The sequence below is a fragment of the Paraburkholderia sp. DD10 genome, assembly GCF_049177125.1.
Taxonomy (GTDB): Bacteria; Pseudomonadota; Gammaproteobacteria; order Burkholderiales; family Burkholderiaceae; genus Paraburkholderia; species Paraburkholderia terricola.
Window position 1 is genome coordinate 2057271 of record NZ_CP185392.1, and the last position, 19285, is coordinate 2076555.

The following is a 19285-nucleotide window of genomic DNA, read 5'->3' on the forward strand; positions in this document are numbered from 1 at the left end:
CCTCACATTCATTCGCCCTGCTGCCCCAGGTTTGCGCGCGCTGCACGCTGGTAAGCGGGCATGGGGCCGTTCGCCGAAGTTCCCCCGCCTGATCCGTTGCTGCCGCCACCACCTGAGCCGGTACGGTCGCTAATCTTTCCGCCAGGCGATGAGCCGCCACCGCTCCGGGAAAACGCCTGACTAAGTACGCTGGCCACGCGTCGAGCGGCAAACCCCGCCACGAACGCGCCAAAGCCGGACAGCGTGGCACCACCGGAAAGTCCCGATGCCACCGACGGCAACTGCCAGCCAACCATCGCGAGAAAGACTCCAGTTGCGAACAGGCCGATCGCTGCAGCGCCCGCCGCGGCATCGTTGAGGGCTGCGGTAATGCCCTGCATCACGGCCGATGCATCCGCGCCGGGCGATGCACCGGTGGCATTGAGGGAAGTCAGATCGGCAGAAAATGCCGTGAGCGCCATGCCGAGAAAGGCGGCGACGAGCACCTGCAACAAGCCGTAATTGGCGACCTTCGCGGTCCAGGCCTCGAAGAAGCGCGCGGTCGGCGCAAACGCCGCGCAGGCAATGAAGATGGGACCAAGCCCGAGCACGAGGTCGAGCAGCATCCTCGCCATCGCCACCTCGAAGGCCAGGACGACGAGGAAGACCGAGCCACCAAGTGCGGCAATGATCCCGCACAGGAAATCGCCAATGGCGGCGGCAAGGCCGCTGACGCTGATCCCCTCGTGCGTGGCCTTGTCGAAGTAGGCGTCCATCACGAGGTCGATCTGCTGGTCGTAGCAGTCGAGGGTCTGATAGATACTGGTCGCGCTCTGGGCCGTCACGCTGCCGCCGTTGACCGACCCGCATCCGGGATTGCCACCGCCCGACGTATTGGCCGCGTTCTGGATCGTCTGGGCAAGCCCCGACGTCGCACCATTGATCGCCGTTACCACCTGGTGCTGGTAGATGCCGGCGCTCAACGCGACCGCGAGCGTGATGGCAACCTTCAGTCCCCGCCAGGCAAATGCGGGGACGGCTTTGTGGGCTTCGCCCCGCACCACTGCAAGACCGTAGGCGACGATCCAGATCGTCACGGCGGTAGTTACGACAGGCACAAGCGCGCTGGACAGGGCCGACGACACGTTCGTGATGTAGGTCGACATGCCGTTTTCGAGGGTGCCGCCTACGGCGGTAAAAAGACCGCTCATCGCACACCTCCCGCCCCCGGCACCTGCGGAGGACGTACTCCGCCATTCGCCGCGCGCCGCCGGGCAAGCTGCTCGTGAAAAAGAGGCAACCAGTTTTCCGGCGCATCGCCCACCTGTGCGCGAATCGTGTCGAGCAGTTCGACGTTGTCGGTCGTGCCCGACAGCACATCGAGCACATCACCGAGACCGGCCAGATCAAGCCGGCCAATGGCCGAGCGATGGCCCTGCTTGACCAGGAACAGGCGACTGTTTTCGCCGAGATTGCGCACGATATTGAATTCGGCTTCGGTCAGCTTGAAGCCACGCACGTAATCGTCGTAATCGGCCCGTGGGTTCGGCAGGAAGAAGAGCGTGGCGCTCTGCTCGATCAGCGCACTGGCAATCTCGCTGTGCAGCACATCGGTGGGCGATTGCGTATCGAAAATCCCGAGCCCGTTCTGCTTGCGGATCGTCTTTTGCCTGTTCTTCGCAAAGTCGGTGAAAACCGGATCGGAGAGCCGTTTCCAGAATTCGGTCATTACATAGATGAAGCGCCGACCGTCGATCAGGCTTTCGGTCCGGTGCAGCAGATACATCGTGACCGGCGTCGAGACCTCCGCATCGTCAAGCAGCTCGGTATCGTCGAACCCGAACAGGCCCGGGCGCGCAAGATCAGTGCAGTCGATCGGGTTGTCGAGCACCCAGCCAAGGCGCCCGCCCGCGCACCATTTGGCGAGGCGCGCATGTAAGCTGTTCTCGCCCACGTTCGGCAAAAGTTGCCGCACCATCGACAGGCGTCGCAGCGGCTTGTCCATGCGGGCAACTTCCCGCACGGCCCGCGAGATATCGAGTTCGTCCTTTGCGGATAGCGCCACACCCATATCGACGAGCTTGCGCACGAGCCGCTCCCAGAAATCGAGTACCGACCCCTTCGGTTCGATCTGGAACGGGTTCAGGCCGGTTGGCTCCCCACGGCGGAACACGGTATACGTGCCGCCCATCGCGCGGATCGCGATCTCGGTACCGCGATCCTTGTCGTACAGCACGGCGGTGATGCGGTACTTCATTGCCATCGCGAGCAGGAACAGTTCGAGCACCGTCTTGCCCGCGCCGGCCTGGCCGATGATCTGGGTGTTGGCGAGTGCCTTCTCGTCGAGCGAGTCCCTCTTGTCAGGCGTGACGTGGAAGTTCAGATACAGCGGCTGGCCACTGGGCGTCTTGACGATCGTGATCGCTTCGCCCCACGGATTGCCATCGCGCTTGCCCGTCGCGAAGTTGTGCAGGCAGGAAAGGCCGCAGAAATTGCGCGACGTGAGCTTGGCCTCACGCGGCCGGTAACGCCAGTTTCCCGGCAGCTGCGCGAACCATGCCGCATCCGCGACGAGATCGATGAGCGCCGTCTGGAAACCCGCGTCAGCCAGTTGCGTACGTGCCTTCGCCACATTTTTGGACACTTCATCCAGCGTGTCGCCGAGTACGGCAAGCGAATAGTGGTATTCGCCCAGCGCGAAATCGCCGTTGATCAGGTCGTTGAGCGCCCGATCCATCGCTGCTACCTGCGACACTGCGACATCCTCGCCGGCAATCAACTGATTGCGCTGGCGCTCCAGTGCCTCTTTCGCGCTGGGCTTGTCGAGGATCGTGAAGCTCTGCGTCTCGATGTACTCGAAGTCGCCGTATAGCAGCCCGTTGAGCATTCCAGGCTCTGTGTCTTCCGGGTAGTCCTTCAGGTCGAGCATCGCGGCAAACCGGCTCGCGGCCGGCATGCGTATCTCAATCTTCTCCGCCCCGACGAACAGACGCGACGTTGGCAGCGCGTCTCGGATCGGGCCAGCCGGGACTGGCTCTGGTTCCCATACCGCGTTCACCAGATAGCCAAACAATTCCAGCGCCGACGAGTACCGGCGCGGACGCTCGGTATGGCTGCTCTGTCTGGTATAAACGCCCAGCCCGACCGGATCGTAGGGTTTGAGGCTCGATTCGATCTGAGTCGCCAGCTCGGCTATCGTCTTGAGGGCATCGTGCTGATCGCGCCGGATATCGTCGCGCGTGCGGCGGGCGGCGCGGCTGAACACGCGGCCAAGCTTCGTGCGGTTGGGACGGTAGACGAGCGTCACATACAGCTCGTTGGTCATCATCCGGTAGCCGGCGAAGCTCGCGTAATAGCGCGTGGCCAGTTCCTGGCAGAAGCGGTTGCCGTAGGGCGCCGCGAAGTGATCCGAGACGCGCCGGCGCAGGCGGTGTGACCAGAGCGCCACGTGGCCACCAGCGAGGCCGCGCACGAGCTGGTTGAATCCGTCGTGGCGCGCGAGAATGTCGGCCGGGTCGGCTGCCTCGAACGCGATGCCCGCAACCTTCCAGATCCGGAGATAGTCGCCTTCGCGCGTCTTGATGACGTGATCCGTCACGTGCGTCGAGTACGGGATGTAACCGGCAAGCGGGACTTCCCGGTTCGCCACCGCGACAAGTTGGGGCTCGGCACGCATGTCACGCCCTCCTTTTCAGGCGAACGGGCACGTAGGCGTGCGCTCCCCAGAATCGGCGATTGCCCTGACGGAGCATCAGACTAAGGCGCAGCGCGTACTGAGCGAGGCGCTGGTCATCATGGCGCGTGATCACTCGCATCGCGACGAACACCAGAACCATCAGAAAGAGGATGGCAACGCCCAACGGGGGACTCGCCAGCAGCGCCCAGATGGCCGGGATCAGCATGCCGGCTCCGACCATCAGGGCGGACACGAGCGGCACGCCCCACAGCATCGCCGGCCGGGTGCAGCCCTTGAAGACGGGATCCTTGAGCAGGTTCATGACTCGGCTCTCAAAAATCAGCTCGTCGGGATAAGCATGCCGGCGATCACGGTCGCACAGCCGACGAAGAGACCGCCGATGAAGACGTTCGCGATGTCGCCGAACCGGGCGTGCTGGAACATCATCCGGAAACCCGCCCAGATGATGGAAATCGAGCAGATCACGCCCCCGACGCCGAGCAGCGTCGTCTGGATCGTGTTCAATAGCGTGTTGACCTGCGAGAGTTGTGCCCACGCCGGCGTCGAGAGCAGTAGCGTCGAGGTCGATACCGCAAGATCCTTCGCCAACTGACGCTCCGAGACGATACGACGTAACCACGAAAGTTGACCAGATACTTTGATATGTAACCCTAAATACATGATTGACTCCTTTGCGTCTGCCATCTGTCCGCCATAACCTGGATCGCGGGTTAGAACACCACTGCGCTACTGTCCGGTTCACTCCCCTTCCCATCCGGCGATGCATCGTTTCGATCCGGTCGCACCGGAGGACGGACCACCGGATGCGGCCGGACGGAACTGGCAGATATTCCGGAATCGACGGGCACCACTGGAATCGGCGCGATAGGAGGAATGGTGATCGGTAACATCGGAACGGGCTGCTGCGCGTTATTCACCACGCGTCGGACGTAACCTGTCCGATAGCCCGTCGAAAAATCGCCGCTCGCATAGCAGGACAGACTTGACCGAAGCGCCGCCTGGGTATCGGCTTGTATACGACGTGCGGATGCGAAGCAGCGTTGCAGGATTGCGGCGCCGACGGCCACATTGCGGCAGGGCTCGAATGCGTTTTGGTCCGTCAACCCGAATAAGGACCAGTTCGCACGATTCACCTGCGCGAGCCCGACACTGAAATTCCAGCCATCGTTCTCGAGTGCCCGCGTTGTGACGATTGCTTCGATTTCATTCAATGGTTGCTGCAGCAGCCGGCCATGCACCACGCCAATCGCGTAGGGGTTAAATCCAGACTCGGTGCGCACAAGCGCCGCCATTGTGGTCGGGGCGATCTGCGGCGCGCACTGCTGCGCGAGCGTCATGAAGTCGAGCGGCATTTTCAGTGCCTCCCGCCGAAGTCGTTCTCCTGCAGCTCCATCTGCTGCAGGAAAAACGCTGCGGACTGCGTCGGGTCGTAGGGCACCTGCGCACTGCCGGCACCATAGAATTCGGTGATTGTCGGCACCCGACCTCTTACGCCCCACCAGACACGGGTATAGAGGTGATTGTCGATGTCGACATTGATCGCGCCGGAAGCGTCGCACAGCAGTTCACTCTGCTCCCCACCGCCCCAGTACAGCAGGTCTTCACGGCAATAACCACTGCTCGCGAAGGTGTTGGTCGCAAGCGTTCCTTTCGAGCTGCCGGCACCGAAATCGCAGGTCGGAAACGGATCGCCGTGGCGCAACGCTCTCCATAGTTTTTCAATGGGCGGCACGCACTGGCTGTACTGCTCCGGTCCGCCGGGGTTCGAAAGGCACAGAAGTACTTGGCAACCCCAGTCGTCGGCATAAGCGATCCCTGAGTGCGCAGGCAGTTCAGGTTCTGGAGCAAATTCAAAAAATAACTGGTACTAAGGCCGCAGACGACCATCTGTTCCCGAATGTAAAAGACAAGTCTCGCCCGATGGCGGCGACCACAATTAATGCTGCGCTCATTCGCGCTGGATTCAACAACGAACGGCTATTCAGGGCGCATGGCGCACGTGGTACGTTTAGTACATGGGCGCACGAACAGGGATTTGCTCCACTGGCGGTTGAACGTCAGTTGGCCCACGTCGAGAAGAACCGGGCGAGCCGAGCATATAACAAAGCAGAGTTACTTCCTGAACGACGGAAAATGATGCAGGATTGGGGCGACTATCTCCAGAGCGTAAGCGGTTGATCGGTTTCCAGCAGTCGCTTGCGTCTCTGCAGCTCTTTAGAGCATGTTTCAAAAAGAGTCGTCCGAGCGCTGAAGCGTTCGCCAGCAGATCAGGCAACAGGCGAGTTTGAGGAGCCCTTCATGGATGTCGGCACGACGCTCAAATCGCGTGCGAAGACGGCGGAATCCGTGCAGCCACGCATTGGTGCGCTCGACGACCCAACGTACTTTGCCAAGTCCGCTGCCGTGAGGTTCGCCGCGCCGGGCAATCGATGTAGGAATCCCGGCAGCGTGCAACGGCCGGCGATACCTGTCGTGATCGTAAGCCCGATCCGCATAGATTCGGCCTGGCTTGCGCAGTGGCCGACCACGCATACCGCGAACCGGTGGGATGGCGTCGACCAGTGGAAGCAGTTGCGTGATGTCGTTGCGGTTCGCGCCCGTCAGGATGATCGCGAGCGGCGTGCCGTTGGCGTCGGTGGCGACGTGATGTTTGGAACCGGGTCGCGCACGATCGGTGGGGTTCGGTCCAGTTTTTCGCCCGTCCCAACCGCTCGAACAGAAGTGGAATCGATGACGACGCGAGAGAAGTCGATCCGATCGGCAGCGCGCAACTTCGCGAGCAGGATCTCGTGCAGCCGGTCCCAAACGCCAGCCTGTTGCCAGTCGCGCAGGCGACGCCAGCAACTGATGCCCGATCCGCAGCCCATCTCGGAGGGTAGTTCGCTCCAGCGAATGCCGCTCCTGAGCACGAACAGTATTCCGGTCAGCGCAGCCCGATCGGCTACAGGCTTGCGCCCCGGATACCGGAAGCGCCTCGGCCTTGCTGGCGGCAAGAGTGGTTCGATCAACGGCCACAATTCGTCGTCGATGATTGGCTTGGCCATCTCCTCGTTCCGCTTGTCACAACGGTCGAGGTTAACAGCTTTGCGTTTGAGTTAACAGGGGGTTAAAGCTCTTTTTGAAACACTCTCTTAGACGCATAGCGTTCCTCTCTTTGGCTTGCGCCTTAATTTGCTGGAAACGCCTAAAGACTCTGTTTAACTAATTTCGCAACAGCCTCTTAGGCTAGTCCACTGCAGCGATAGCCGGCTAAAACCTGTCGTCCACCGCGTGCGCCAAGGACATTTCGGCCATCTCCGTGGGATAATTCGTACACTCGGCCACCCGGTCGCGAAAAGTCGAGCGGAGACGGAGGGATGCCGAATCGCCCGGAAAGCCTTTACAGGCAAGGCTTTTATAAAACGCCCTTCCACTACCCATACTTCTACCCATACTCAAAAGACCCGTTTTTCCGATTTTTGGAGCGGTCCCATTCGTGATTTCACCGGGCCGAAACACGGTTTTCCGTCCCCGCCCCCGGCGATCAAGTCACAGACCAAAATCATCCCGAAAACGATCGATTTGATGCATCCGCTCGTGCAGGATGGTGACGATGCCTACGTTACCGTCGGAGAGAAGGCGCCAATAGACGAAATGGTGTTCGTAACGGAAAAAATAGCCCTGAATGCCGAATTCCGCCGGAACGGGACGTGAAGGCGTTCGGTGATCAGCTATGCCGTCAAAGGCATCGAACAAACCAGCAATGTAGCGATCGGCCTGCTGCCCGCCCCACCGATCCCGCGTATACCGATAGATTTCGTCGATTCTGAAAGACGCCGCTTCCTGTATGCGGACCTGTACCCTTGGCATTCCTGTCAGGTCCGATTGCGCGCGATCACATCGGCCGCCGTCAATGGCTTATACGACGATTCAGGAGCGGCGTAGGCATGGGCCAGTTCAGCCTTGAGCCGCTCGAATTCCTTCGCCTCCCTCTGTTCCTTATCGCGACGAATTAGATCCCGAACGTACTCGCTGACATTCTCGTAGTCGCCATGTTCACCGACGTTCGCGGAAACAAAGTCGCTGAGCGGGCCGCTAAGGCGAACCGTCATCGTGGTAGGGGTCGTCCGAGACACAGTGCACTCCTAGTACATTATCGTATTCAATATACTCAAAAACGAATACGAAGGCAACCATACGACCGTCCGCGGACGGCCCCCGTATCGGCGGAATAGATACGGTAGTCTGGCCTTACCCATTGCGTCGCGCGCAGCTTTTGCCATCCAGCGTGTCGACTGACATTAGATACGGATACAAAACGACATTAGATCGGTATTGTGTTGGCGCGTAACCTCGGAATTTCGCCGGCCATTGGAGCTCCCCTCTCTCTCTGCATTCGCCGGAAGCCGGCTGCTCGATCACCAATCGTCACGCCAACTGCTGATAGAATCAGTAGCACAGAGAATATCCGTCGGAGCGCGGCTGATCATGGAGTACCGAGTCAGTTTTGAGCACAGTCTGGCAAGCGCCCCCAATGACTTTATCGCGCGTATCACCTCGCATCGGGTCGACGACGTCCCCGCGAACATTCCACGCGCCCTGCTCGCCGAATTCATCGCAGACCTGATCCTGAAACGATCACCCCAGATCGGCAGGATCCGTGACCTGAGAATACTGTAGCGCTTCCCGGCCACACGGCCAACTGCTCCGCCGCCCGGTTAACGCCGCGCGGCTGTTTCCCTGCCATCGTCTGCGTTGACGTAGGTAACACGCTGCACCGGCTGCAACGGAAATTTCGGTCGTGCAATCCATGTTTCTTCCGCGGGTCGATTACGTCGGCCCCCGCAACCGTATCGACGATGCCCCTGATGAACGCCCTTGATACCTTCCCGGTGAAACATGCCAATGTCCTGCGTCCCCGCAGCCGGATTACTGTGCGGCGGTCGCCCGTTCACGGCAGAGGGGTGTTCGCGACGTGCGCGCTTGTGGCCGGCGAACTCATCTGTGAGTACCTGGGCGAACGGATCTCATGGGACGAGGCTCTGCTCCGTCACCCGCGCGATCCGGCACAGCCGGATCACACCTTCTACTTCGACGTCGGCAACGGTACCGTCATCGACGGGGCGATCGGCGGTAACAGTGCCAGATGGATCAACCATGCATGCCGTCCCAACTGTGAAGCCGCGGACCGCGACGGCCGGATCTTCATTCGCACCGTGAACCCGGTGCCCGCCGGCGAAGAACTGTGCATCGATTACGCGCTCTTCGTCGAAGGACGGCACACCCGTCTGCTTCGGAAGCGGTACGCCTGCCACTGCGGCGCGCCGGACTGCCGGGGAACCATGCTGGCCAGACGGGGAAAGCGGTCATGGAAAGAGCATATTTCAGCGCCTGCCCGTGAGCTGGTCGAGGACAGTGTGCATGCGGATGTGGCAACACGGGCCGCAATCCACATTCGAACGACCATCACGGACACGCTGATCGACGCATAGCGGGAAGCTCCCGATGCTGCTTCGTCATGGAGCAGCGGAATTCACAGGGCGTCGTGCCCGACGTGAACCTCCCGGGCAACGCCGGGGGAGAACACTGACACTTCCGGCATGAGCATGGTCGACACCGCCGATCCCGTCCGGCTGCCTGCGAGCGCGTTGGTCAGGAGAATCCATGTCGCACGCGGGCTGTGCTTCGCACAGCCCTCCCCAGAGTTCCCCCGTGCGGGCGATGCGCCTGCCTCCCGATCTGCTGAACCTCGAACGCCAAAGACGTCATCACGATCTGCCCGAACGCCGCAAGAATCTGCGTCAGCATGCGAACCCGGTCGGTCGCTTTAGGTCGCATTCGTGTGCACGCTTTAGCCACGCGTGAGCAATCGGCATGGGATCTCCCGCCTGCTCACTGTTCAGGCCACTACTTCGCAAACCTCCCAGCGCGTCTTGATGATTGCGCCCACCCGTACGGCCTGCGCGCCCACCGATCGCGCGCGAAATGTCACGGTGACGCCCTGCGCATGCGCGAACGGTCCAACCTCGACCACCATGAGTTCGTGGTCCCGGAACCTGATACGCGATCCGGCGAACGCGCTGGTCCGTGAACGGCTGGGCGCCGGGCCATGCGGTTTCGGTGTAGCACCCTGGGAATGCATACTCAAACCCGCGAGCAGTTCAACATCGGCTGGCAAAGGCATCGGTCGTAAGGGTCTGTTTTCCAGTCCGGCATTCTAGCAACGACGCGGGCGATGCCGGCTCTGTCGGCAGGTACAGGCGCGGGCATAGGCTATCTGTTCGTACATACCTTGAAGATCTCGTCGCAAAGGGGCGTGTCCAGCCGAATGTCGCCACCGCCTGTCATGGCGTTGTCCTCAACGACCAGTGTCAGTGGTTTGGTGCAGCAGGCTGTGTTATCGCAGTCCTGAAACCCTCACTGGGCGCCCCCGCGCCGCGCTGCGGGCGGGCTTTCGTGCTTCGCACCGGGCCGCCGGCGGCGTCCCGGCCCTCCCGGGCTTCAATCCCTGGCGCAAAACCTCAACCCCCGACACCCAAGACCTTTAACCCCCAGTCAGGTGAAGGCCACAGGCGGCCTCCACATTCGCGCTCGCCGCGCGGCGGCTCATCCCGGTGAAACCCGACGCTTCGCATCCACCAGTCTCCTGGGTTCCCGCCCGACACCCGCGACCGTAGCCGATGGCGGGCAAACGTCAAGGGGCGAGGGACCGTGTTGCCCGCACCCCTCCCTCGCCTTTTTTCCTTGACGTTTGCCCGCCACCGGCTCCTTGAGTCGCACGGGCGCGAACTCAGGAGACTGGCGGCGGTAAAGCCAACCCCGGGTTCCACCAGGACGAGCCCAACCCTTACAACGGGGCGGAATCTTGGAGCCCGGTCAGCGCAACACCGATCAACCTCTTTTGTTGTGGAGAGTGCCATGCAACTCGCTTCCTCTTTCCGTTACGGCTCGCCGATGCTCCGCTCCGACTCCCCCCTGTCGGACGACCAGATCCGCCGCGTCGCCCCGTCCATCTTCGCGGACGGCAAGCACGAAAGCCGCTCCGAGCGCTACACCTACATCCCCACCATCAACGTGCTGCGCGGCCTGCGCAACGAAGGCTTCCAGCCGTTCATGGTCTGCCAGACGCGCGTACGCCACGACGACCGCCGCGAATTCACCAGGCACATGATCCGCATGCGGCACGCCGACGAAATCACCGGCGAAGAAGCCAACGAAATCATCCTGCTCAACTCGCACGACGGTACGAGCAGCTACCAGATGCTGGCTGGTGCCTACCGGTTTGTCTGCCAGAACGGCATGGTGGCCGGGGACACCGTGCGCGATATCCGCGTCCCCCACAAGGGCAACATCGTGCAGAACGTCATCAACGGCGCGTTCGACGTGCTCGACGGCTTCGACCTGATCCGCGAACAGAAAGACGGCATGAAGACCCTCACGCTCGAGCACGACGAACAGCACGCGTTCGCGCGCTCCGCGCTTGCGCTGCGCTACGAGCCGACCGACGCAGAAACGCCCGCTCCCATCACCGAAAGCAGCCTGCTCGCCCCGCGCCGCTTCGAAGATCGCCGGGACGACCTCTGGACAGTGTTTCAAAGAGTCCAGGAAAACCTCACCAAAGGCGGGCTACATGGGCGTTCGCGCAGCGGACGCTCCATGTCCACCCGCCCCATCACCGGCATCGACCAGAACGTGAAACTGAACCGTGCGCTGTGGATGCTCGCCGAAGCGATGCGCCAGATGAAGGCGTAAGTACCGCAGGGGCGGCGTTTCCGCGCCGCCCCCCAATTCGATCAGGACTCCTCTTCGGGTCAAGTCCTGATGCGTCCAGCAGCATCCGACCCGGAACCTTCTTTCCAACCTTCTGGAGTCAGTCATGCAAGCCCAAGTTGAAGCCGCCGTGGCAGAAGCCACTGAAACCGCATCGCCGCTCGAAACCAGTTTCGGCAACGAGCAGCCCGTCATCACCGTGCCGTATTCGAGCCTGCGGCCCTCGCCACTCAACGCCCGCACCAAACCCCTTTCGGGTATTCCGGGCCTCGCCGCCAACATCCGCGCCAAGGGCCTTTTGCAGAATCTCGTCGTTCACGAAATGAAGGGCGGACGCGGCAAGCAGCGCCGCTACGGTGTCTGCGCGGGCCAGCGCCGCGAGGCCGCGCTCGACCTGCTGTTCGAACAGAAGCACATCGCTGCGAACTATCCGGTACCGGTGCGCATCGTCAGCGAAGGCGAAGCCCTCGCCATTTCGCTGATTGAGAACAGCGAACGTGAAGGGCTCGACCCGTTCGACGTGCTGCGCGCGTACCGGATGCTGGCCGAGGAAGGGCGCAGCGTCGATTACATCGCTGCGCTGTTCTCCGCGTCGCCGCTCACCGTCAGGCGCCGCATGAAGCTCGCCAACGTGTCACCAAAGCTGCTCGCGCTGCTGCGCGAGGATGCGATCACGCTCGACCAGCTTGCGGCCCTCGCGCTCGCGGACGATCACGAAACGCAGGAACACATCTGGTTCGATGCGAACGACTGGCAACGCCAGCCCAACTATCTGCGGCAGGCCATCACGCGCGCCGAGATCGACGCGAGCCGCAGCCGGCTCGTGCGCTTCGTCGGCGTTGCCGTCTACGAAGCAGCGGGCGGCTACGTTCGCCGCGATCTGTTCAGCGACGACGAAAACGCCGGGTACATTGCCGATGCCGAACTGTTGCAGAAGCTCGTCGCGCAGAAGCTCGACGCCGCCGCAGAGGAAGTGCGCGCAGAAGGATGGGGCTGGATTGAAACACGCGTCGAGCGCGACTTTCTCGAACTGAACCGCTATGGCAGGCTGCGTCCGGTCCAGCGTCCGTACACCGACGACGAACAGCGGCAGATGGACGCGCTCACCGCGCAGCAGGACGAACTCGCCGAAAAGCTGGAGGCGCTGTCGGAGGATGACGAAAACGCCTACGCGGAAGCGGACCGGCTGAACGACGAGATCGAGCGCGTCAATGCCGCCCTCATCGGGCTCGAAAGCGTCGCACTGGTATGGGACGAACAGCAGATGACCGAAGCCGGTGCGTTCGTCATCGTCGGGCCGCAGGGCGAACTCGTCATCGAGCGCGGCCTCGTGCGCCGCGAGAACGCCGACGCGCTCGAAGCCGCAGGTGCGCATGTCACCGGCACGCCCGAAGCCGAAGCGCACGATGCGGTGTGCGCAACAACCCCGAAGGTCAAACCGGTCCACAGCGCAAAGCTCTGCCAGCGCCTCACCGCGCACCGCACCGCCGCCATGCGCGCGGAACTAGCCGCACAGCCCGCCGTGGCGCTCGCCGCACTGCTGCATCACCTGGTCCCGAAGGCGCTGCCCGGGCACTTCGGGCACACGTCCGCGCGTGACTTCCTCGCCCTGACCGGTACGAACAATCACGACGGACTGCTGCGCGCCGCAGACGACCTGGACACCAGCCCCGCATGGAGCGCCATCGAGACCCAACGCGCGCGATGGATCTCGGAACTGCCCGCGAAACCGGCCGACCTGCTGCCCTGGCTCGTCCAGCAGGATCCCGGCACGACGCTGCTCGATCTGCTCGCGTTCTGCACCGGCACCCTGCTTGATGGGATCGCGGGCGAAGAAAGGCCGCATGCAATCAACGCGCTCGTAGGTGCGCTGAACCTCGACATGACCGGGTACTGGACGCCCACCCGCGCCACGTATTTCGACCATGTCAGCAAGGCGCGCATTGCCGAAGTCGTCGCTGCCGCCGTATCGCCGAAGGCCGCAGCCGACCTCGACAAGATGAAGAAGGCTGACGCTGCAGCCGCCGCCGAACTGCGGCTCGCGAAAGTCGCCTGGGTGCCCGAAATCTTCACCGACCGGGAAATCCCTGCCGCACCCTCATGGGAGAGCCGCGACGACGCTGAGGATGAGGATGAGGCCGGGACCGACGGTGCGGACACCGGAGCCGATGCGGAAGAAACGCCGGAAGGCGAGGACGCCGACACGGAAACAGATGCCGGTCACGGCACGGAACACGTCAATGACACCGCGCCCGATGCGTGCGCCGCGCCCGCCTCCGCTAGCGAGCAGTCACCGAGGCCTTTCCCGACCGCTGACAGCATAGGCACCGTGAGTACCGGGCAATCCGGCCCGCTCGCGGCGTAACCCCGCCCCCGCCCTGGCAACGGGGCAGCGCAGGCGGAGCGGCACCCCATCACGCCCTGCCGCCTGCGCATCCCACCTGAACCGGAGAGTCCGTCATGTTCAACCATATCCGCATGGTCGTGCTCGCGACCAACGCCGCGGGTTCGCCCGATCTTTTCCTCACTTCCGTCGAAGCAACCAGCACGCAGTACCAACACGGGCGCCATTACGACATGGCATTGCTGCGCGCCCGCGATGAAGGCTACAGCACTCCGATGATTGCCTTCGACCAGCACGACGCGGCGGCTCGCATGCTCCGCCGCGCCGCAGCGTTCATCGACGGCGACGCCGCCGGGGCCTGATCCGCGCAGGCAGACAGGCCGCCGCCTGCCTGAACCGGGAGCCTGCCCGCGCGGTGCAGCCGGTCCGGACAAAAAACCCTTGAAGTTCCTCCGAAACAACGCGTGAATGATGTCGTCACAACCCAACCGGGAGATCACCGTAAACGCTTCTGACCTTCCCCGCAAGGCAGCGGCTTGCCGAAATCGCCACAAGGATACTTTGCGTGGAAACCCTCGAAACCCGCCACTCCAACCGGCTCGATTTCTACGATACTGCAGTCTGGTCCATCAGGGCAGCGCTTGAAGCGGCTTACCTGGCCGGTGTCGCTAGCGCGAAATCCGGTGCAGCCTGAACACGACCCCAGCCGCTCGCCATTCGGGTGGTCTCCAATACGACAGGTGCCGAAACGCAGACCGTCCGGGCTTTTTCCGACAGTCGTCACGGTCGCCGCACGCTCGCCGCCTTACCGACGAAGTTCACAACAGCCTGACCTTTGGACCGACCCTGTCCGACGCCGTCGCCAGCGTCATGCAGAAGCAGCCGGCCAGGAAAATCGGCAGCAGGATGTGCCGCCAGTGGGGCTTCGCGCACGGCAAACCCTGACTGACGCGCTTCGTGATTCATTGCGGCTTGACGGAAGGTGATCCCGGCGCGACGTAGCCTGTCCGGGCAGACAGCAGGCCGTCTGCCCGCACCCAGTGGTCCCCTGCCCACCACCCTGCCACGCCGCCGGCGAGAGCCGCCAGCAGCATCACCACCAGTCCGCCAGCCACCAGCCCGTAGCACGCCTTCGCGAACCGCCGCACAGCGACCCGCTCGAATGACACAAGCGCCGCATCGAGCCGTTGCCGCTGTTCACGTGCCGCGACCGCCGTCGCCGCGACGAGCCGGTTTCCGGCAGCACGCCCAATCCGGTTCGCCGCCCGCTGGGTGAGCGTAGCGAGCGCCTCATCGTTCAGCGCAGCAAGCGCTGCCCGGTAGCGCACCTCGTGCTCGGCGGTCATCTTCTCCGCCAGTGTGATCGTTTCCTTGCAGCGTGCAAGCGCGTCGCGATGCTGCACCATCAGCGCCTGCGTCGCCGCCTGCGCTTCGGCGTGCGCCGCATCGACGCCGCCCGTGCCCGCCTGCCGGATGCGCTCCGGCATCGCCTCGTACAGACGCACGTAGTATTCGAGCGCCGCCAGCACTGACCACAGTGCATCGTTGTCACGCAGGTTCAGCGCCGCCGACACGCGGCGCATGCGCAGCAGGCTTGCGTCGTCCGGCAACTCGCCGCTCACTTCGAGAAACAGCCGCGCGAGCGGATCAGGCGGGCGGGCGCCCCGCGTACGCCGCTCACGCATCGCCTGTCACCTGCGCGAACATCGCGTCATAGCAAGCCCGCCAGCGCAGCAGTTCCGCGCGCTGCCCGATGGGCAGCGTCTCAACCGCCTTGCGTACCGACAGCCGCTGGCTGCGCAGGTCATCCGCAACGCGGTCGGCCAGTTCCGGAAAATCCAGCGAGCGGCCCTTCGCCTCGGTAGTCTTGCGCAGCTTCGAATCGTGATACAGCACGAAGCGTTCAGCCGTACCGTACAGGCCATTGCGCACGACATGCACGGTCGCATCGGGGAACGTATCGCTGAACTGCCGCAGCAGTTCAAGACTGTCGCGCTGCCGGTTGATGACCCAGAACACGACGAGCCGCCGTCCGAGTTCATCAAGCGTACTGCCCAGTGTCGCGCCGTATCGCGTGACGCCGTCCTGATTGCGTGCCGCCGTGCTGACCACCACGACCGCATCGCGATGCGCGTCGCAGTAGTTCACCATGTCGATCCAGCCGCCCGCCGTGTCCAGATCGAATGATGCGCAATCGATTTCATCGTGCACCGCGCGCATCACGTCCGGGTTCGATGTATCGTTTTCCACCAGAACCGTGTTCACGCCCCGGCGTTGCAGGTGATCCACGAGCGCAAGCGCAACCACGCTCTTGCCGACACCGCCCTTGCCTCCGCCGACGAGATAGATGGGATTGACTGTCATGTCGACTGTCGTGTTCATGGCGGCTCCCTACAGATCGTCGGTGTCGGGCCGGATTGCAAATCCGAGCGTGCCCTGCACCGGCGTGGGTTGTCTGGTTACGGTCTTTCCCCCGGCCTTGCGGACCCGATTCCTGGGCGGCGGCGCATCGCGCTGACGCACCGCTGCGACGCCTGCCTGCCCTGCCGCGCGCGCGCCCGGTGAAGGGCCTGCGCCATTCCCGGCACCGCTGCCCCTCCCGGCTGTGCGCAGCGCGTATCGGATCGTTCCCGCCGTGATGTCGATGCCGTGCGGTTTCGCCTGCTCCGCGATCTGCTCCAGTGTGTAGCCCTTCGCCTGCGCCGCGCGTACGCGTGCGCGCATGTCTTTCATCGCATCGCGCACCGTGACGCCATGTTCAGCCTCGGGCTTCTCAGGTAGCGCATCGAGCGCGCGGGCGAACGCCTCCCATTGCGATTTTGTATAGACCCTCGCGACAGGCATGAATCACCCTCCTGCGCACACCATTACGCATCACCGTTCGCACCACCTCCACACCATCCTGCGCACAGCGGGCACACGCGTCAACCACCCTTTTCCGCATGGCAAGCGCACATGGGAACACCTGGGAAGCGACGGGAACCCGTGAGAACAACGCACTTTTTCGCGTCTGTCGTACGCGTGCGACACATCCTTCGTTACGCATCCCGGCTTACTCCTGACACGCATGCTGTTCGACCGGCATCGTCCCCGGTGACGCACGGACGTCGACCAGCAGTACGCAGCGTATGCACATCGAACAAGGGGAACTCAGGACGCGCACAAGCGTAGCGAATCGAACATCAATGCGTCAGTCACGCGCACAGCCTTCGACACCGTCAGCGAAGCTGATACGCACGCAGCCGTGCCGACCCTGAACACGTTACACGCGTGCTCATTCGAAAGACATGCACACAACGGCACGAACGCTTTACGCACGCGATTGACACCTGAACGCGAAAGCATCACGCACGGGTTACGCATCCTTTAACGCACAGGCATGCGCATGCCGTTTACTCCAGAAGGAAGACCTCTGCGCAACGCCTTTGCTCACCCATTCGCACACGATGGTGCAGGGCCTGAACGGACGTTTACGCGGCGACGGGAATCTTAACGCAGAACGTTTACGCGGGGCGACAAAATGCGCACTGAAAACACGGTATTGCAGGATAGGCTATCGCCGGTTTTGGGCGTCATGTGCAACGCACTTCTACTAGATGACCATGGTCGCGACCTCAGTAACCTTTCGCTTGCCAACAAGCGCCCTCGCATCGACGGAAATTCCGTTGCGTATTCCGGTAATGTGATCGATCAGATCAACGAGAATATGGCGAACTGTATTCGTGGCCACCGGAATAGCTCGCCGTCTCGAGCGGAGTTAAGGAGCTGAGAAGTCGTCACAGTTATGCCATTTTGGTGTCGAGGCCATTTCAAGATGTCGTGGCGGCAGCCAAATACAAATGTCGTGTTTTCAGGGTTAAAAGGTCGGTCTTTCATCGGTTACTGATCACCCAGTGTCGAAGGATCCGCCGTGAATGGGCAGGGCGCTGACGTCTGTTTCGACTGACCCTGCAGACCACCGGCCAGGTTTACGGGTTGCGGGTTATCTGTCTTTGCTGGGCAAGATCCACGATCACATGCTCGATGTCAGTCTGCGTGAATTCGCGTTCTTTCTTCTTGCCCGGCGAGCTGCCCTCAGCCCTGGTTGCAACCCCCAGATGCGTTCGTGAAGGCGCCTTGCCGATCCGGCTGTTATCGCGTTGAGCCTGAATCACCTGCGCGACCTGCAGCACGTGGCTCAAACGTTTATGCTCGACGATCGCGCCCTGATCGATTTCTGTCAGCCGGTCATACTGCCTGCACGACAATGCACCGCCATCTGCCCGAAGTTCGATTCGCCCATCCGGATACTCCCAGACCTCGATATACCGGTCGATCAGCTTGCGATGCGCCGGCGTATCGTCCAGCAGATACATGACGCGGTCGTACTGCACGGTCAGCGCCTTCGTCACCTTGCGCGGCTCGCGCCACGTGAGCACGAGTTCAAGGTTCTCGTCAGCCCTCGGCGGACGGTGTGCGTCAAAGTCGCTCTTCGGAGGCTTTGCGAAACGCGCGTTGTAGGCCGCCATGAAGGAGGGCACCCAGGCATTGGCCGCAGCGAGCGTGCGGATGTCGCGCAAGCGCATTTCCTTCACCATCCGGTCCTGCAGCGTCAGGTGCGCGCGCTCGACACGGCCCTTGGCCGCGCTACTGTTTGCACAGATCGTGTCGATGTTCAGCTCGTACATCGCGCGACCAAACTGCGTCACGCTATTGCCGGTCCTGCTTGCGGCCGTGTTCCGGAACACGCTCGCCTTGTCGCTGTAGAACGCCACCGGCTTGCCGTGACGCTCGATGTACGCACGCGTCGCCTCGAAGTAGCTGAAGGTCGATTCCGTGGCCGTGAAAAGCACGTGCATCAGCCGGCTCGTTGCGTCGTCGACGTACACCAGCAGCGTGCACTGCGGCGCCCGGTCCTCGAACCAGGGATGCTCGCTGCCGTCGATCTGGATCAGCTCGCCCAGGCACGACCGCCGCGCGCGCGGCTGGTAGACCTTCGGCGGCCGCTGCCGGCGCGGCACCCATAGGCCCGCGTCCGTCATCAGCCTGCGGACCGTTTCCTTCGCCAGACGTGTGCCGTGGCATTCGTGCAGCTTCTCGCAGGCCAGCGTTGGGCCGAAATCGGCGTAGTACTCGCGGATAATCGCCAGGGCGCGCTGGGCCTCGTCGTCGTCCAGCCGCCGGTTACCCGGTCGGCTACGTTTGCGTGAGACCAGGCCCGCTGCGCCTGATTCATGATACCGGATTACCAGCCGCTCGATCTGCCGCACCGTCAGGCCCAGCCGGTCGGCAGCACGTCCAGGTTTCAGACCGGTGTCCACCACAGCCTGGATCACCTTCAGTCGGTCGAGTTCGCGCATGTTCAATGTCACCAGTGTCGCTGGATGCATGGCCGGCTCCGTAATCCCGCGGGGAACCGGCAAGCATACCCAGAGCAGAACACGACATTTCTTATATGGTCGCCTCCCATTTGCAAGGTAATTGTTCGTAGCGAGAAGGGTGGTTGCGGACTTATATCCGGACTCGATTGCGGAACG

Annotated in this window: 19 protein-coding genes and 1 pseudogene; 7 read left to right on the plus strand and 13 right to left on the minus strand. The window is 62.5% G+C overall.

Annotated elements, in window-relative coordinates; translation table 11 throughout:
* Window positions 1-8 precede the first annotated feature (8 nt).
* The 6 genes and pseudogenes from ACOCG7_RS09355 to ACOCG7_RS09380 all read right to left on the minus strand — a co-directional run.
* On the minus strand, window positions 9-1190 hold the full coding sequence (locus ACOCG7_RS09355) for a type IV secretion system protein (protein ID WP_347143739.1): 1182 nt from the start codon (window positions 1188-1190) through the stop codon (window positions 9-11).
* On the minus strand, window positions 1187-3655 hold the full coding sequence (locus ACOCG7_RS09360) for a VirB4 family type IV secretion/conjugal transfer ATPase (RefSeq protein WP_347143738.1): 2469 nt from the start codon (window positions 3653-3655) through the stop codon (window positions 1187-1189). The genes ACOCG7_RS09355 and ACOCG7_RS09360 overlap by 4 nt, the downstream gene beginning before the upstream one ends.
* 1 nt (window position 3656) lies before the next feature.
* Entirely contained in the window at window positions 3657-3977 is a 321-nt protein-coding gene (locus tag ACOCG7_RS09365) for a VirB3 family type IV secretion system protein (protein WP_347143737.1), read from the minus strand.
* 17 nt (window positions 3978-3994) lie between these two features.
* Window positions 3995-4360 carry a TrbC/VirB2 family protein gene (locus tag ACOCG7_RS09370; protein WP_416448129.1) on the minus strand — a complete coding sequence of 122 codons (366 nt, stop codon included), beginning with the start codon at window positions 4358-4360 and terminating at the stop codon, window positions 3995-3997.
* Between the two features lie 26 nt (window positions 4361-4386).
* Window positions 4387-5028 carry a lytic transglycosylase domain-containing protein gene (locus ACOCG7_RS09375; protein ID WP_347143736.1) on the minus strand — a complete coding sequence of 214 codons (642 nt, stop codon included), beginning with the start codon at window positions 5026-5028 and terminating at the stop codon, window positions 4387-4389.
* Between the two features lie 2 nt (window positions 5029-5030).
* Window positions 5031-5492, minus strand: a pseudogene (locus ACOCG7_RS09380) (hypothetical protein); the annotation flags it as partial.
* Window positions 5493-5533: 41 nt separating this feature from the next.
* On the opposite strand from ACOCG7_RS09380, the gene ACOCG7_RS09385 reads away from it, so the two are divergent.
* Window positions 5534-5854, plus strand: coding sequence for a tyrosine-type recombinase/integrase (locus ACOCG7_RS09385; RefSeq protein ID WP_421377595.1), 321 nt, complete (start codon window positions 5534-5536; stop codon window positions 5852-5854).
* Between the two features lie 48 nt (window positions 5855-5902).
* Here the strand turns inward: ACOCG7_RS09385 and ACOCG7_RS09390 are convergent.
* The 3 genes from ACOCG7_RS09390 to ACOCG7_RS09400 form a co-directional block, all read right to left on the minus strand.
* A protein-coding gene (locus tag ACOCG7_RS09390; protein WP_235004984.1) for an IS5 family transposase occupies window positions 5903-6720 on the minus strand; the annotation gives its coding sequence in 2 pieces (ribosomal slippage) (window positions 5903-6378 and window positions 6378-6720; 819 coding nt in all).
* Window positions 6721-7204: 484 nt separating this feature from the next.
* On the minus strand, window positions 7205-7525 hold the full coding sequence (locus ACOCG7_RS09395; RefSeq protein ID WP_006051390.1) for a type II toxin-antitoxin system RelE/ParE family toxin: 321 nt from the start codon (window positions 7523-7525) through the stop codon (window positions 7205-7207).
* Between the two features lie 5 nt (window positions 7526-7530).
* Complete coding sequence (locus ACOCG7_RS09400; protein WP_006051389.1) at window positions 7531-7767, minus strand: ribbon-helix-helix domain-containing protein; 237 nt, start codon at window positions 7765-7767, stop codon at window positions 7531-7533.
* A gap of 376 nt (window positions 7768-8143) precedes the next feature.
* Here ACOCG7_RS09400 and ACOCG7_RS09405 point away from each other — a divergent pair, with 376 nt between their 5' ends.
* The 6 genes from ACOCG7_RS09405 to ACOCG7_RS09430 all read left to right on the plus strand — a co-directional run bounded on the left by ACOCG7_RS09405 (window position 8144) and on the right by ACOCG7_RS09430 (window position 14463).
* Window positions 8144-8335 (plus strand): hypothetical protein, encoded by a 192-nt coding sequence (locus ACOCG7_RS09405; RefSeq protein ID WP_073431894.1) that lies wholly within the window; start codon window positions 8144-8146, stop codon window positions 8333-8335.
* 188 nt (window positions 8336-8523) lie between these two features.
* On the plus strand, window positions 8524-9147 hold the full coding sequence (locus ACOCG7_RS09410; RefSeq protein ID WP_084561507.1) for an SET domain-containing protein: 624 nt from the start codon (window positions 8524-8526) through the stop codon (window positions 9145-9147).
* A gap of 1426 nt (window positions 9148-10573) precedes the next feature.
* Window positions 10574-11407 (plus strand): DUF932 domain-containing protein, encoded by an 834-nt coding sequence (locus ACOCG7_RS09415; RefSeq protein WP_083086313.1) that lies wholly within the window; start codon window positions 10574-10576, stop codon window positions 11405-11407.
* 124 nt (window positions 11408-11531) lie between these two features.
* Window positions 11532-13790, plus strand: a complete 2259-nt coding sequence (locus ACOCG7_RS09420; RefSeq protein WP_421375216.1) for a ParB/RepB/Spo0J family partition protein — start codon at window positions 11532-11534, stop codon at window positions 13788-13790.
* 95 nt (window positions 13791-13885) lie between these two features.
* The gene (locus tag ACOCG7_RS09425; protein WP_073431892.1) at window positions 13886-14131 is read left to right on the plus strand and encodes a hypothetical protein; all 246 of its coding nucleotides are present in this window, start codon (window positions 13886-13888) and stop codon (window positions 14129-14131) included.
* A 149-nt stretch (window positions 14132-14280) separates the two neighbouring features.
* Window positions 14281-14463, plus strand: a complete 183-nt coding sequence (locus ACOCG7_RS09430) for a DUF6900 domain-containing protein (protein WP_421377597.1) — start codon at window positions 14281-14283, stop codon at window positions 14461-14463.
* A 268-nt stretch (window positions 14464-14731) separates the two neighbouring features.
* On the opposite strand, the gene ACOCG7_RS09435 is transcribed toward ACOCG7_RS09430, so the two are convergent.
* From ACOCG7_RS09435 to ACOCG7_RS09450, 4 genes are all read right to left on the minus strand, one after another.
* Window positions 14732-15454: a hypothetical protein gene (locus ACOCG7_RS09435; protein ID WP_421375218.1), complete on the minus strand. Its 723-nt coding sequence runs from the start codon at window positions 15452-15454 to the stop codon at window positions 14732-14734.
* Window positions 15447-16151: a P-loop NTPase gene (locus ACOCG7_RS09440; protein WP_073431889.1), complete on the minus strand. Its 705-nt coding sequence runs from the start codon at window positions 16149-16151 to the stop codon at window positions 15447-15449. The genes ACOCG7_RS09435 and ACOCG7_RS09440 overlap by 8 nt, the downstream gene beginning before the upstream one ends.
* A 9-nt stretch (window positions 16152-16160) precedes the next feature.
* Window positions 16161-16613 (minus strand): hypothetical protein, encoded by a 453-nt coding sequence (locus ACOCG7_RS09445; RefSeq protein ID WP_073431888.1) that lies wholly within the window; start codon window positions 16611-16613, stop codon window positions 16161-16163.
* A 1124-nt stretch (window positions 16614-17737) separates the two neighbouring features.
* A complete protein-coding gene (locus ACOCG7_RS09450; RefSeq protein ID WP_421375221.1) occupies window positions 17738-19138 on the minus strand; it encodes an ISNCY family transposase in 1401 nt (466 codons plus the stop codon).
* Window positions 19139-19285 lie beyond the last annotated feature (147 nt).

What these genes read in the sequence shown, in the direction of transcription:
- ACOCG7_RS09355 (WP_347143739.1), bottom strand. Translation starts at nt 1,190, where the DNA reads ATGAGCGGTCTTTTTACCGCCGTAGGCGGCACCCTCGAAAACGGCATG.
- ACOCG7_RS09360 (WP_347143738.1), bottom strand. Translation starts at nt 3,655, where the DNA reads ATGCGTGCCGAGCCCCAACTTGTCGCGGTGGCGAACCGGGAAGTCCCG.
- ACOCG7_RS09365 (WP_347143737.1), bottom strand. Translation starts at nt 3,977, where the DNA reads ATGAACCTGCTCAAGGATCCCGTCTTCAAGGGCTGCACCCGGCCGGCG.
- ACOCG7_RS09370 (WP_416448129.1), bottom strand. Translation starts at nt 4,360, where the DNA reads ATGGCAGACGCAAAGGAGTCAATCATGTATTTAGGGTTACATATCAAA.
- ACOCG7_RS09375 (WP_347143736.1), bottom strand. Translation starts at nt 5,028, where the DNA reads ATGCCGCTCGACTTCATGACGCTCGCGCAGCAGTGCGCGCCGCAGATC.
- ACOCG7_RS09395 (WP_006051390.1), bottom strand. Translation starts at nt 7,525, where the DNA reads ATGCCAAGGGTACAGGTCCGCATACAGGAAGCGGCGTCTTTCAGAATC.
- ACOCG7_RS09400 (WP_006051389.1), bottom strand. Translation starts at nt 7,767, where the DNA reads ATGACGGTTCGCCTTAGCGGCCCGCTCAGCGACTTTGTTTCCGCGAAC.
- ACOCG7_RS09405 (WP_073431894.1), top strand. Translation starts at nt 8,144, where the DNA reads ATGGAGTACCGAGTCAGTTTTGAGCACAGTCTGGCAAGCGCCCCCAAT.
- ACOCG7_RS09410 (WP_084561507.1), top strand. Translation starts at nt 8,524, where the DNA reads ATGAACGCCCTTGATACCTTCCCGGTGAAACATGCCAATGTCCTGCGT.
- ACOCG7_RS09415 (WP_083086313.1), top strand. Translation starts at nt 10,574, where the DNA reads ATGCAACTCGCTTCCTCTTTCCGTTACGGCTCGCCGATGCTCCGCTCC.
- ACOCG7_RS09420 (WP_421375216.1), top strand. Translation starts at nt 11,532, where the DNA reads ATGCAAGCCCAAGTTGAAGCCGCCGTGGCAGAAGCCACTGAAACCGCA.
- ACOCG7_RS09425 (WP_073431892.1), top strand. Translation starts at nt 13,886, where the DNA reads ATGTTCAACCATATCCGCATGGTCGTGCTCGCGACCAACGCCGCGGGT.
- ACOCG7_RS09435 (WP_421375218.1), bottom strand. Translation starts at nt 15,454, where the DNA reads ATGCGTGAGCGGCGTACGCGGGGCGCCCGCCCGCCTGATCCGCTCGCG.
- ACOCG7_RS09440 (WP_073431889.1), bottom strand. Translation starts at nt 16,151, where the DNA reads ATGAACACGACAGTCGACATGACAGTCAATCCCATCTATCTCGTCGGC.
- ACOCG7_RS09445 (WP_073431888.1), bottom strand. Translation starts at nt 16,613, where the DNA reads ATGCCTGTCGCGAGGGTCTATACAAAATCGCAATGGGAGGCGTTCGCC.
- ACOCG7_RS09450 (WP_421375221.1), bottom strand. Translation starts at nt 19,138, where the DNA reads ATGCATCCAGCGACACTGGTGACATTGAACATGCGCGAACTCGACCGA.